The organism is Arthrobacter sunyaminii, from assembly GCF_018866305.1.
Taxonomy (GTDB): Bacteria; Actinomycetota; Actinomycetes; order Actinomycetales; family Micrococcaceae; genus Arthrobacter_B; species Arthrobacter_B sunyaminii.
The window spans coordinates 184,651-197,244 of sequence record NZ_CP076456.1 but is presented as its reverse complement, the minus strand read 5'-3'; the positions used below and the strand labels follow the sequence as shown (position 1 = coordinate 197,244).

The window sequence follows — 12,594 nt, the reverse complement described above, 5'->3', positions numbered from 1 at the left end:
GCGGCACACCAGGAAGGAGCACTCATTTCATGAGTGATCGCCAGTTTGGCTTCCGTACCCGTGCCCTGCACGCCGGCGGCACCCCCGACGCCACGCACGGTGCCCGTGCCGTGCCCATCTACCAGAGCACGTCCTTTGTCTTCAAGGACACCGACGATGCCGCGAACCTGTTCTCGCTGCAGAAGTACGGCAACATCTACTCGCGGATCGGCAACCCCACGGTCGCGGCCTTCGAGGAGCGCATCGCCTCCCTGGAGGGCGGCATCGGAGCGGTGGCGACGGCGTCGGGCATGTCCGCGGAATTCGTCACCTTCGCCGCCTTGTGCGGAGCCGGTGACCACATCGTGGCCGCGGCCCAGCTGTACGGCGGCACCGTCACCCAGCTGGACGTGACCCTGCGCCGGTTCGGGATCGACACCACCTTCGTGGCCGGCACGGACCCGGCCGACTATGCTGCGGCCATTCGGGAGAACACCAAGGCCGTCTACGCCGAGGTGGTTGCCAACCCCAGCGGCGAGGTCACCGACATTGCCGGGCTGGCTCAGGTGGCGCACGACGCCGGTGTGCCGCTGATCCTGGACGCCACCTTGAGCACGCCGTATCTGGTGCGGCCGTTTGAGCACGGCGCGGACATTGTGATCCACTCCGCCACCAAGTTCCTCGGCGGGCACGGCACCACCCTGGGCGGCGTCGTCGTCGAATCCGGAAAGTTCAACTGGGGCAATGGAAAGTTCCCCGCCATGACCGAGCCCGTGGCAAGCTACGGCAACATTTCGTGGTGGGGAAACTTCGGCGAGTACGGGTTCCTGACGAAGCTGCGCTCGGAGCAGCTGCGGGACATCGGCCCCTCGCTCAGCGCCCAGTCGGCGTTCCAGCTGCTGCAGGGCGTGGAAACCCTGCCGCAGCGACTGGACGAGCATCTGCGCAACGCCTCCGCAGTGGCGCAGTGGCTGGAAACCGATCCGCGCGTGTCCTGGGTCAGCTATGCCGGACTGCCGTCCCATCCGCACTACGATCGGGCCCGGAAGTACCTGCCCAAGGGACCGGGATCGGTCTTCAGCTTCGGTGTCCGCGGGGGCCGGGAGGCCGGCAAGGCGTTCATCGAGGCCCTGCAGCTGGCGTCGCATCTGGCGAACGTGGGTGACTCGCGCACCCTGGTGATCCACCCGGGCTCCACCACGCACGGCCAGCTCTCCCCCGAACAGCTTGCCGCCGCCGGAGTCGCGGAGGATCTGGTGCGGATTTCGGTTGGCCTGGAGGACCTTGAGGACATCCTCTGGGATCTGGACCAGGCTCTGGCCGTTGCCGCGTCTGCACCGCAGGCCGGATCCGAACCAGGCGTTCCCGCCGCCGCCGCACTGTCCGGCACCGCCCCGCAGGCCCGCACCTTTGATCTTGAGGAGTCCGCCCATGTCCGCTGAAGCCGCCGCACCGCGCACCTGGGAGGGCCCGAGCGCCCCGGAACGGCTGGCGCTGCTGCGCCGGGCCAAGTCCATCGCAATTGTGGGCGCCTCGGACAAACCCTCACGGGCGTCCTATTTTGTGGCAACCTACCTGTTGTCCTCCTCGCCGTACACGGTCTATTTCGTGAACCCTGTCGCCAAGGAGATTCTGGGGCAGCCGGTCTACGCGTCGCTGGCTGACCTGCCGGAGGTGCCCGACATTGTGGATGTGTTCCGCCGCCATGATGACCTGCCCTCCGTGCTGCAGGAGAGCATCGCCGTCGGTGCGAAAACGCTCTGGCTGCAGCTAGGCTCCTGGCACGAGGAGGTGGCCCGAGATGCGGAAGCTGCCGGGCTGGATGTAGTGATGGACCGCTGCGTGAAGATTGAACACGCCCGCTTCCACGGCGGTTTGAACCTGGCGGGTTTCAATACCGGGGTCATTTCCTCCAAGCGGCAGCTGACCGCTTAGGGCTTGCCGGCTCCGCCGGGCCTCCCGGGGGAGCCCTGGGCGGGGTTACCGGGATGCTTGTCACCGGATTGCTTGTTTTCGGCCTGCTTCCCGCCGGCGCCGCCGGGCTCTCCGACACGGCTGCGTCCGTTCTCCCCCGGCCCGCGATCCTGGCCTCCGCCTTCCCGGGGGCCGGGGCCGCCGGTTTCCCTCGGGGCTTCAGGAGCATTGTTTTCGCTGTCGTTACTGCGGCCTCCGTCCGGACGCACGCCGCCGTTCCGGCCGGGACCGCTGCGCTCAGGGCCGTTCCGGCCGTCGGGGCGGGTGCCCGTGTCCGCCCCGGGGTTCCGGTCTGGCGTGCCGGAATCACACCCGGTCACGTCGTCGTCCTCACACTCGGGATCCGCTACCTCGGGAAGCCCTGGGGCGGGATGAACCGGTGCAGCGCCGGCAGGGGGCGCGGAGACAGCGCCGTCCGCTCCGGATTCCGGGCCGGAGACGCCACTCGGATCCCCAGTAGTGGAGGCGTCCGCAGCCACCGGTGCGGGCAGGTCCGCGTTATCGGTGTCCTCCGGGATGACCTCGGCGGGAGCTGGAGTTTCCGCCTCTGCATCCTGGGCGGTGATTTCCTGTCCCGAAACCGTCTCGCGGTCGGCTGTTATCGCTGGGCTGGCGGTCAGGCGCAGGCCGGTGCCGGTATTGGCAGCCACTCCGGTTGCTCCGGCTGCCATAGCAGCGGCCAGCGTGAAACTCAGGATGAGGCCCCGGTTGCGCCGCTGCGGCCGCTTAGGCGCAGGTTCCGGCCTTTCCGCTAGCAGCTGGCCCAGCTCGCCGGTTGGAACCGGTGCGGACGCGGCGGAGTAGAACCGAAGCCTCCGCAGCCCCTCCAACAGCTCAGGGCTTTCCTCGACCCCCGATTCAGTCAGGAGCCGCCGGATCATGATGTCGTCCTGCTCAGGCGATTTGTTCATGATCGGGCACCTCCTCGTGTTCCATCCGGTCCTTCAGGGTCTTTAGGGCCCTACCCTGCAATTGTTTGACGGCACCGGCGCTGATGCCCATGATCTTGGCTGTTTCTTCGATGGAGAGGTCCGCCACGACGCGCAGCAGCAGCACTTCCTGGTGACGGCGCGTCAAGCCCTGAAGCAGTGCGCTCACCCCGGAGGCTGACCCCAGCACGGTTTCCTCAGCTGATGAGCTGAACCTGTCATCAGCTTGGGGGTCAAACTGTGCCAGCACGGGTTGGCGTTCCCGGCGCCGCACGTCATCGACCATGCGGGCGTGGGCCACGGAAAAGGCAAAAGTCCGTAACCCGCTGACCCCGCCGGTGAGGTTCCCCAGCTTGCCGAACAGGGTCAGGAAGACTTCCTGGGTGAGACCCTCGGGATCGTCGCAGCCCTTGCCGGCGAGATACGCCAATATGGAGGGAGCCAGGAACTCATAAATATCGCGCAGTGCCCGGGGCTGTCCCTCACGAGCAGCGGAAAGAATTTCCTCAGTCGGGGTTATGGCCAAGGGGCGGTCTTTCCCTCGCGAAAGATGAGCATCCCACATGATATCCCGCGGACATAAAGAAACATCCGCACCGGGGCTCGTTGGGGGGATAAGCCTCGGTGCGGACGTTCCAAGAGAGTAATCGTTACCGGTTCCAAAAAGGTTACGCCCCGCTCGATAATTTTTTTATTCTTTCGGTTGAGCGGAGCGTCCGGCCAGAATACGAGCCCGGATTGGCTCCTATCCGGCTGAATTTATCTGGTCGTTCGCCGCAAACCGCCGGTTCTTCAGCACAGGCAGGAACTCGCGCACATCGTCTATCCGTTTCCGGGTAACTTCCGCGGTGACCACGGCCTCGGGTTCGTCGTCGAGGAATGCCTGCGGCACTCCCATGGGGTCGAGGATGGCCGAGTGCCCCACAGTGTGCCGGCTGGAGGTCCCCGCAGCAGCCACCCAGACCGTGTTTTCAATGGCACGGGCCTTAAGCAGGGTTTCCCAGTGTTCAATCTTGTGCTCGCCCTTGAACCACGCGGCGGGAACGGCCAGCAAATCGGCACCCTTGTCGGTCAGTGCACGGGCCAGTTCGGGGAAGCGGATGTCGTAACAGGTCATCAGACCCACGTTGATGCCGTTGAGTTCCACCACTTTCACGCCGCCGTCGCCGGGTTTAATCCGGGAGGACTCGGAGTAGCTGAACGCGTCGTAGAGGTGCAGTTTGCGGTAGGTGTCAGCAATCCGGCCGGTCTCATCGATGAGCACCAGGGTGTTGTAGGGACGTTCCTCCCCGCTGGACTCATAGCCACCTGCAACAACGGCCATGCCCAGTTCCGCTGCCAGCAGCGACAATTGCTGGACAAAGGTGGTCCAGCCGGCATCCACCGCAGCTGCCAGGGAACCTTCCACCTTGCCCACACTGAACATGGACTCCTCAGGAAACACGATCAGCTCGGAGCCGTCCGCCCTGGCCTTGGACGCCAGCGAGCGCATCACCTCGAGGTTCGCTCCGACGTCGCCCGTGGGACTGAACTGACCTACGCTCACCAACATTGTGCGGCACCGCCTTATCTGGGCTGAAGTTTCTCCCCCAGCCTAGACCAGGACCGCTGGGCCCGGCACGGAAACAGCGGGCGCAAAAGGCAGGCTCCGGCCGGGGTGGTGCGCCGGCGGGTGCCGCTGACCCGCCTAGACTTGGGCCGCATGAACGAACTCACGCTGCCGACGGACCTCACCACCGCCCGCGGAACCCTCAACCCGGAGGCGGTGGGCTACTCCCGCTCACCGCTGCACCGCACTCCGCTCGCTGGCAACACGGCGTCCCGGATGCGCACCAAGCGCTGGGAATACTGGGGTGTGCTCACGCCGGAGCTGGCGGTCGGCATGACCATCGTGAACCTTGGCTACGCCGCGACGCTGCAAATTTACGTCCTGAACCGTGCAACCGGCGAGGAAATCAGCATTGAACCGTTGAAGATCCTGCCCGGCGCCGCGGACATCGTGCTCCCGGATACCCTGCCTCCGCTCACGGCACTGGGCACCGCGGGGGACGTGACGCTGCGTTTCCACGACGACGGCGGCGGCACCCGCCTGCGCGCCCGCTCCCCGCGGGTGTCGGTGGACTTGTACGCCCCGGCGTCGGGCGATGTGCTGGGAGTCGTGGTGCCGTGGTCGGACCGGCGGTTCCAGTACACCCTCAAGGACGTGGCGCGAAGCGTGTCCGGAACAGTGACCGTGGACGGCAAAGTCTTCACAGTGGGGGCAGATGCCTTTGCCGTGCTGGACCGCGGACGGGGCCGCTGGCCGTACCGGACCACCTGGACCTGGGGTGCCGGATCAGGAACCGTAAACGGTACCCGGCTTGGCCTGCAGATCGGCGGACAGTGGACCGCCGGAACTCCGGCCACGGAAAACGCCCTCATTGTTGACGGCCGGCTGCACCATTACGACGGCGAACTGGAGTTCGCGTACGATCTCTCGGATCCCGCCTCCACCTGGACCGTGCACGGTCCGTGGATCGACGCCGTGCTCACGCCCTTCCACCGCAGGGAGTCCGCCACCAAGCTGGGTGTCATTTCCTCGGAGATCTGGCAGGCCTTTGGCACCTGGACCGGAACGGCGCGCACCCCGGACGGCACCAGCTACTCCCTGGACGGGCTGGGCGGCTGGATCGAGGAGGCCCGGCACCGCTGGTAGGCCTTTTACTCAGGCATGGCGTTGGAGACCAGGATTCCGGCGCCGACTATGAAGAGGATCAGCGGAACAAGCGTAATGCGCAGGGTGTAGGCCACTGCATCCCATGCTCCGTGCCTGCGGGCGGAAGACTCCCGTCCCGCGGGCTTTTGCAGCACCCTGCCCACCACGAAGGGATTGTCCGCACCGAGGGCAAGCTGCAGGCGGGCAAGGTACGCCGCGCGTGCCATCCAGAGCAGCGCTGCCAGGCAAGCTCCCGCCCCCGCGGCGGCAGGTGTATCCGATTCGGAAAGCCCGGCCACCGACATCCCGGCGATGCCGAGAATCAACCCGGCCCAGGCAATCCGCCGGGTCGACAGGTATATCTTCACGCGGTTGTTCCAGTAGGCACGCCTGGCGTCCGCATCGGCATCGGGCCAGGCGGAGAAGAGCTCGGGGTACTGCCCCTGGCTCAGCAGGTGCTGGCTGGCAATGACCGGAACCGCCGTCAGGGCCAGCGCAACGGCACCGAGCTGGCTGCCCCCGGACAGGGCAACCCAGAGCGCACTCACGCTCACCCATGCTTCTGCCGCTGCCGCACACTTCACAGCCCTGAGCGCCCGGGGTGATGAGCGGAGTTCTCCCCGCAAATATCCCCGCGGCAGCCGTCCTTCGAGCCGGCGGAAGGACAGGAAGAAGAACGCGGAAACCGCCGCGGTCAGCCCCAGGGCCACCAGCGCTGCAGCCGCCGGATGCGGCAGGACCAGTCCGGAAGTGACACCGAAAACCAAACCCTGCAGCCACGGCAGGTAGAAGAGCCGCCGCAGTCCCCGGAAGGCCAGGGCACGCAGGTCTTCCGCGCTTTCATCATCAAACGGGTTGGATGCCAGCTGAGAGGACAACAGCGGTGCACGGTCGCCCACCACCCGCTCACCGCCGTCGACAATCCCGGCGGCCTGTAGCAGCACCGCACTGTTGGGGTGGGCGGCGAGGCCGGTCCGCAGCAGATCAAGTGCCTGGTCTTTGCGGCCCAGCAGGTCTGCAGCCCGGCTTCCCAGCGCAAACGCGTCCTCGAGTTCCGCTGACAAATTGATGGCATTCAGGGCGGCCTGCAATGCAGTCCACAGGTCCGTCCCGCTCGAGCGGCGGTAAAAATGGGCGGAGGCAACGGCAAGGTGCGCGGAAGGTTCCTGCGGATGTTCCGCGGCAGCTTGGAGCGCAGCTTCCACGGACTCGTCACCGCGCCTGAGCCATCCCAAAACATAACTGAGCAGCACCAGCGCCGGAAGCATATTCGGGGCCAGGTTCAAGGCCTCCCGGACGGCACGTTCGGATTCCTCCAGCTCCCCGGTGCTGGCCAGCCCGCTTCCCAGGTAGAACCAGAGCCGCTCATCGTCCATGTGGTGGCCAATCTGGTCCCGGAGCAGCGCCACAGCTTCCTCGTACCTGCCCGCCTGTGCATAGGCGGTGTACCGGACGGCTATCAGATCCGGGTCGAGGACGTCGCTCACAGGATGCTGCGGGAGCGCAGGTATTCGGCCAGGTCGTTGTAGCGGCCGTGGTCGTTGCTGAATTTCACCACGTTCCGGGAGGACTCCAGCCAGGCGAGGGTGGAGGGACCGATTTCCTCCAACGCCGCATCAATGTGCGTCATGCTGATGGGGCAGATCCGGTTGGCCTGGATGGATTCCGTCATGGCCTTTTCAGCCGCGGTCACGCAGATGTGGGCCAGGTCCGCGCCGGAAAACATCTCCGTCCGGGACGCGATGCTGGTCAGGTCAATTCCGGCCAGCGGACGGTCCCTGAGGTGGTACTCCAGAATGGTGCGGCGTGCCTCAAAGTCCGGCGGCGTCACCAGCAGCGTACGGTCCAGCCGTCCGGGCCGGAGCAGGGCTTCGTCCAGATCCCAGGGGTGGTTGGTGGCGGCCAGCAGGTACAGGCCGTCATTGTTGCCCGCCATGGAGTCCATCTCGATGAGCAGCTGGTTCACCATTTGCCGGATCATGGCATGGTGGCCCAGTCCGCTGCGCTTCATTCCAATGGCGTCCACTTCATCCAAAAACAGGACGGTTGGCGAGTGGGCCCGGGCAGAGTCGAAGACGGCCTTCATGTTCTTCTCGGTCACCCCGTGGTACGGATCGAGGATGTCCGTCATGGTCACGGACATAAAGACGGCGCCCAGTTCTCCCGCCACTGCGCGGGCCAGGAACGTTTTTCCGCAGCCGGGCGGCCCGTACAGCAGCAGACCGCCGCGCAGCGACTTGCCGAAGGCCTTGGCAAGCTCTGCATTCTTCATGGGCTGCATGAAGGACTCGTCCAGCCGCTTCTTGACGGCCTCCAGGCCGCCCACGTCCTTGAGGGTGACCGGCGGGGTTTCGGGTTCCAGCGGAGCCACACCCTCGCGGCCCTCTCCTGCTGCCAGCTGCGGTTCCGCTACGAAGGGCGGCGGAACATCGGAGCCAACCTCGGTTTCTGCGCGGGTCCAGTCGAAAGCGGCGGCAGCAGGTTCTTCCGGGTCGGAGACCGGGCCCGGCTCCGTGGCGGGGCCAGCACTCGGGGCCCCGGAGGCCGCGGAGGCCGCGGCGGCGGACGCTGAGGTCAGCGCTGCCACGGTGCGGCTGAGCAGCTCCAGTGCCGCCTCATGGGTCGGCTCCTGCTGCAGCACGGCATTTACCTCGCCGATTGTTTCGGTATGCCGGCCTGCTGCCAGCAGCATTTCCGCTACGTGAAGGCGAAGGCCTGTGTCCTCCGGGCTGGCTTCAACGGCCCGCCTCAGGCTGGCCAATACGTCGTCGTTCATTTCCCCGTAGTCCTTCCCCCGATATGCGTGACACCAATTACTCTGCCACGGCGGCGGTCCAATGGCGGGGAACCACGGGCCGCCTACGACGACGGCGCCGTCCCGGTGGACGACGCCGTGCGGACCAGCCGGTTTGACCGCAGCTCAGACGGGAGCCGCGTTAACGGGAGCCGGGGACGATGCGGGCTCACGCATCGTCCCCGGCTAACGGGCGCCTTATTCGGAAATCAGGTCCCGCACCACAATGGTCTGGTCCCGGTCCGGGCCCACGCCGATGGCGGAGAACCGGGTGCCGGACATCTTCTCCAGTGCCAGCACGTAGTTGCGGGCGTTCTCCGGCAGGTCCTCAAGGGTCTTGGCGCCGGTGATGTCCTCGGTCCAGCCGTCAAAGTACTCGAAGATGGGCTTGGCGTGGTGGAAATCGGTCTGCGTCATCGGCATTTCGTCGAAGCGCACGCCGTCGACGTCGTAAGCCACGCACACCGGAATCTTCTCAATGCCGGTGAGCACGTCCAGCTTGGTCACGAAGTAGTCCGTGAAGCCGTTGACGCGCGAGGCGTGGCGGGCCAGCACGGCGTCGTACCAGCCGCAGCGGCGCGGCCGGCCGGTGTTCACGCCAAACTCGCCGCCGGTCTTCTGCAGGTACAGACCCATGTCGTCGAAAAGCTCGGTGGGGAACGGACCGGCCCCCACGCGGGTGGTGTAGGCCTTGATGATGCCCACCGAGCGGGTGATACGGGTGGGGCCGATGCCCGAGCCCACCGACGCGCCGCCGGCGGTCGGGTTGGAAGAGGTCACAAACGGATAGGTGCCGTGGTCCACGTCCAGGAACGTTGCCTGGCCGCCTTCCATCAGGATGACCTTGCCCTCGTCCAGCGCCCGGTTCAGCTCAAACGTTGAGTCAATGACCATGGGGCGCAGCCGGTCCGCGTAGGACAGGAAGTATTCGACGACCTCTTCAACGTCCACGTCGCGGCGGTTGTAGACCTTGACCAGCAGCTGGTTCTTCTGGCGCAGGGAGCCTTCAACCTTCTGGCGCAGGATGGACTCGTCGAAGATGTCCTGGACGCGGATGCCCAGGCGTGCCACCTTGTCCATGTAGGCCGGGCCGATGCCGCGGCCGGTGGTGCCGATGGCGCGCTTGCCCAGGAACCGTTCGGTGACCTTGTCCATGACCTGGTGGAACGGGGCCACGAGGTGGGCGTTGGCGGAGATGCGCAGCTTGGAGGTGTCAGCCCCGCGTGCTTCCAGCCCGTCAATTTCGGTGAAGAGCGCCTCGAGGTTCACCACGCAGCCGTTGCCGATCACCGGAATGGCGTTGGGGCTCAGGATGCCTGCCGGCAGAAGCTTGAGTTCGTATTTTTCACCGCCGACGACGACGGTGTGGCCGGCGTTGTTTCCGCCGTTGGGCTTGACGACGTAGTCGACACGGCCCCCGAGCAGGTCAGTGGCCTTACCTTTACCTTCGTCGCCCCACTGGGCGCCGACGATGACAATTGCGGGCATGGGATCCTCCCCCATTAGTTACGAAAGGGAGAAAAACGCCGACGGCGCGATCCGCTTCCGTGCATGAGAACGCCCCTAGACTCCCAAGCCGGACCGGAAATGGCTGTGGGCCGGGTCTGGCCGGAGTCGCGGGGCTCTTACCTGTCAAGTTTAGCCGATTGTAGGTCCTGTGCTCTTTTGGAAGCGCCATAAGATGTATTCCGCCCGGTGTTACCCGGGTAGCGTGGCCGGATGGACCGTTTTGTGGGCTACATCGCCGGCATTGGAACAGCCTCCGGCACCCGGATGGTGGTGGGCCACTGGCTGGAGTCGCCATTTGGCGCGTTCACGGATGTCATGGCGGAGAACGCCGCCGGGTCACGCCTGCTGCTGGCCCCCAGCTCCGAGGTTGCGGACTACGTGTCCGGTACCTATTCCTTCGATGCGGTGGACGTGTTCGACGTCGATGCCCGGCTCACGGCGGACAGCCTCCTGGTCAGCGCGGGACCGCTGCGGCTCAGGGCCGAGCTGGGTCCGCGCACCGCCCTCGGGCAGCTGCTGGAGCGTGTTCCGCCCGCTGTGGCTGTGCATCCGCGCTGGCTGGCCGCCGTCAGCCCCCTGGCCGGGCTGCTGGTGCCCGGTGTCCGGACGTCGGGGTCTGCGGGCGGCGGGCGGCGCGAGTACTACGGGGTCCGGTCCATCCGTTCCGTCACGGGGGCACTGGCCAGTTGGGACGGCCGGGATTTGGGTGGTTTGTCACCTGTAGATCCGCCGGTTCGGTTCGGTTTCAGCTCAGTGCCGCCGAAACCGCAAATAGTTGCTGTGACGACCAGCATCCTTCCCTGACCCGCTATTGGCCCGATTTAATCTGCATGCTGCACAGGCATAAACGGCGGCTACCCGGGTGACAAAACTACCGTGTCCATACTCTCTTTCCTGTCACCGTCACTCGGATGACGACCCCACATGGAAAGCAGAGCCCAATGAAGAAACGCACAGCAGGACTCGCACTCGCAACCGTAACCGGACTCTCGGCACTATCCGCGACGCCGGCTTTCGCTATGACGACGCCCTACGCAACCTGTGGCGACGCTGCAGCTGACGGGGTGTACAACATTCCCGCCGGCGATCCTCTTTACAGTCCCGACCTGGATCGGGACGGCGACGGAATCGCCTGCGAAAACTCCGAGTCAACTCCCAGCGATCCTCCCACAACGGACCCCTCGCAGCCGCCGGCGCCGACAGACACCGGGATGCCCATGCCCGAGGGCGGAGTGGATGCCGGTGTGGCGGCGGAGAAGGGGACGGACTTCGGTTCAGTCGCCCTGGCCGGAGGATTCATGCTGGCGGCCGCCGGGGCCGGAACGTTCGTCATCCGGCGCCGCAGCGGGAACCATGCCTAGTTCCGTGCGATCAGGATCAGCCGGACTAAGGTTCCATCACTCATGAGCCGACTGACACCTGAGACCGGCGGCGGCAGGAGTCTTCGGGCAACTGCCGCTGCCGGCCTGCTCATTACAGCCAGCTTGCTGATCCCGGGATGCGGAACCAGCCCTGGCGCTGAAGCGTTGCCGCCGGAACCCTCGGAGTCGTCCTGGCAGCTGCCGCCGTCGCCCGCTCAGACCACCGGCAGCACCGTCACCTCCGAGCCAACAGAAACACCCAGCCCTGAGCCGGCCCGCGAGATCACGGCACCACCCAGAACCCTGACGCTTCCGTCCGTTGCCGCAGGTTCGGACCTGATGCAGGTGGGGCTGAGGGAAGACGGCACATTGGAAGTGCCTCCCGGCAACCCCGGAGCACCCGCTGCCTGGTACAGAGATTCACCAAAACCCGGAGACCCCGGACCGGCAGTGATTCTGGGGCACGTCAACGCCGATGACGGCGGACCGGGTGTCTTCGCGAACCTGCGCGAACTGCAGCCAAATGATGAGATTCAGGTGCAGCGTGAGGACGGTTCCACCGCGGTCTTCACAGTGATGTACGGCGAGCAGTATCCCAAGGACACCTTCCCCACCGAGAAGGTCTACGGAAACACCGACGGGCCGGAACTCCGCCTGATCACCTGCGACGGTTACGATCCCCAGACCGGAACCTTCGGTGACAACTACGTTGTCTATGCACGGATTGCCCCCTAGAGCTTCTTCCCCGAAGCACCCATCCCGAACATCCACAGCTCCGAAGCACGGCATAACCCGGAGAATCCGAAACCCCGGGGAGGAGCCGACTGCGGCCGGCAGGCGAAAGGGCTGATGATGGAACAACTTCCTCTGCATCCGGAACAGGAACGCGCCGCCGAATCCGTCTGGGACTACCCCCGCCCGCCGCGGCTGGAGCCGACGTCGGAGCATGTGCAGGTGTTTCTCGGCGGAAAGCTGATAGCGGACACCACGTCAGCCGTCCGGGTCCTGGAAACCAGCCACCCGCCGGTCTACTACATTCCGCTGGAGGACTTCGCGCCGGATGCGCTGGTTCCTGCCCCCGGATCCACCTGGTGTGAGTACAAGGGAAAGGCGGCGTACTTCGACGTCGTCGGGGGAAACGAGCGGGCCGCCCATGCGGCGTGGACCTATCCCGATCCCGTGACCGGCTATGCGCCGCTGGCGAGCCGGGCGGCGGTGTATCCCGGAAGGATGGACCGCTGCACTGTGGATGGAGAAGAGGTCCGTCCACAGGACGGCGACTTCTACGGCGGCTGGATTACCGGGCGCATCACGGGACCTTTCAAGGGGGCGCCGGGCACCGGCGGCTGGTAA

13 protein-coding genes are annotated in these 12,594 nt (G+C 65.8%); 7 read left to right on the top strand and 6 right to left on the bottom strand.

Going from position 1 to position 12,594, the window contains the following annotated elements; translation table 11 throughout:
• The first annotated feature begins 29 nt into the window (after positions 1-29).
• Both KG104_RS00980 and KG104_RS00975 read left to right on the top strand, forming a co-directional pair.
• A complete protein-coding gene (locus KG104_RS00980; RefSeq protein ID WP_207348598.1) occupies positions 30-1,421 on the top strand; it encodes an O-acetylhomoserine aminocarboxypropyltransferase/cysteine synthase family protein in 1,392 nt (463 codons plus the stop codon).
• Complete coding sequence (locus KG104_RS00975) at positions 1,411-1,914, top strand: CoA-binding protein (RefSeq protein ID WP_104053625.1); 504 nt, start codon at positions 1,411-1,413, stop codon at positions 1,912-1,914. Before KG104_RS00980 ends, KG104_RS00975 begins: the two co-directional genes overlap by 11 nt.
• Here the strand turns inward: KG104_RS00975 and KG104_RS00970 are convergent.
• From KG104_RS00970 to KG104_RS00960, 3 genes are all read right to left on the bottom strand, one after another.
• Positions 1,911-2,864 (bottom strand): hypothetical protein, encoded by a 954-nt coding sequence (locus KG104_RS00970; RefSeq protein ID WP_207348597.1) that lies wholly within the window; start codon positions 2,862-2,864, stop codon positions 1,911-1,913. The genes KG104_RS00975 and KG104_RS00970 overlap by 4 nt on opposite strands.
• The gene (locus KG104_RS00965) at positions 2,848-3,408 is read right to left on the bottom strand and encodes an RNA polymerase sigma factor (protein WP_237687299.1); all 561 of its coding nucleotides are present in this window, start codon (positions 3,406-3,408) and stop codon (positions 2,848-2,850) included. Before KG104_RS00965 ends, KG104_RS00970 begins: the two co-directional genes overlap by 17 nt.
• A gap of 219 nt (positions 3,409-3,627) precedes the next feature.
• On the bottom strand, positions 3,628-4,434 hold the full coding sequence (locus tag KG104_RS00960) for a carbon-nitrogen hydrolase family protein (RefSeq protein ID WP_104053622.1): 807 nt from the start codon (positions 4,432-4,434) through the stop codon (positions 3,628-3,630).
• A gap of 150 nt (positions 4,435-4,584) precedes the next feature.
• Between KG104_RS00960 and KG104_RS00955 the strand changes: the two genes are divergently transcribed.
• On the top strand, positions 4,585-5,577 hold the full coding sequence (locus KG104_RS00955) for a DUF2804 domain-containing protein (RefSeq protein ID WP_207348596.1): 993 nt from the start codon (positions 4,585-4,587) through the stop codon (positions 5,575-5,577).
• A 5-nt stretch (positions 5,578-5,582) separates the two neighbouring features.
• Here the strand turns inward: KG104_RS00955 and KG104_RS00950 are convergent, their stop codons facing one another.
• The 3 genes from KG104_RS00950 to KG104_RS00940 form a co-directional block, all read right to left on the bottom strand.
• On the bottom strand, positions 5,583-7,064 hold the full coding sequence (locus KG104_RS00950) for a tetratricopeptide repeat protein (RefSeq protein ID WP_207348595.1): 1,482 nt from the start codon (positions 7,062-7,064) through the stop codon (positions 5,583-5,585).
• On the bottom strand, positions 7,061-8,353 hold the full coding sequence (locus tag KG104_RS00945; protein ID WP_207348594.1) for an ATP-binding protein: 1,293 nt from the start codon (positions 8,351-8,353) through the stop codon (positions 7,061-7,063). The genes KG104_RS00950 and KG104_RS00945 overlap by 4 nt, the downstream gene beginning before the upstream one ends.
• A gap of 216 nt (positions 8,354-8,569) precedes the next feature.
• Positions 8,570-9,859, bottom strand: a complete 1,290-nt coding sequence (locus tag KG104_RS00940; protein WP_104053619.1) for an adenylosuccinate synthase — start codon at positions 9,857-9,859, stop codon at positions 8,570-8,572.
• Positions 9,860-10,090: 231 nt separating this feature from the next.
• Between KG104_RS00940 and KG104_RS00935 the strand changes: the two genes are divergently transcribed.
• The 4 genes from KG104_RS00935 to KG104_RS00920 all read left to right on the top strand — a co-directional run bounded on the left by KG104_RS00935 (position 10,091) and on the right by KG104_RS00920 (position 12,594).
• A complete protein-coding gene (locus KG104_RS00935) occupies positions 10,091-10,684 on the top strand; it encodes a hypothetical protein (protein ID WP_207348593.1) in 594 nt (197 codons plus the stop codon).
• 137 nt (positions 10,685-10,821) lie between these two features.
• Positions 10,822-11,241, top strand: coding sequence for an excalibur calcium-binding domain-containing protein (locus KG104_RS00930; RefSeq protein WP_237687298.1), 420 nt, complete (start codon positions 10,822-10,824; stop codon positions 11,239-11,241).
• Positions 11,242-11,283: 42 nt separating this feature from the next.
• Positions 11,284-11,976, top strand: coding sequence for a sortase domain-containing protein (locus KG104_RS00925; RefSeq protein ID WP_207348591.1), 693 nt, complete (start codon positions 11,284-11,286; stop codon positions 11,974-11,976).
• Positions 11,977-12,093: 117 nt separating this feature from the next.
• Positions 12,094-12,594, top strand: coding sequence for a DUF427 domain-containing protein (locus tag KG104_RS00920; RefSeq protein ID WP_207348590.1), 501 nt, complete (start codon positions 12,094-12,096; stop codon positions 12,592-12,594).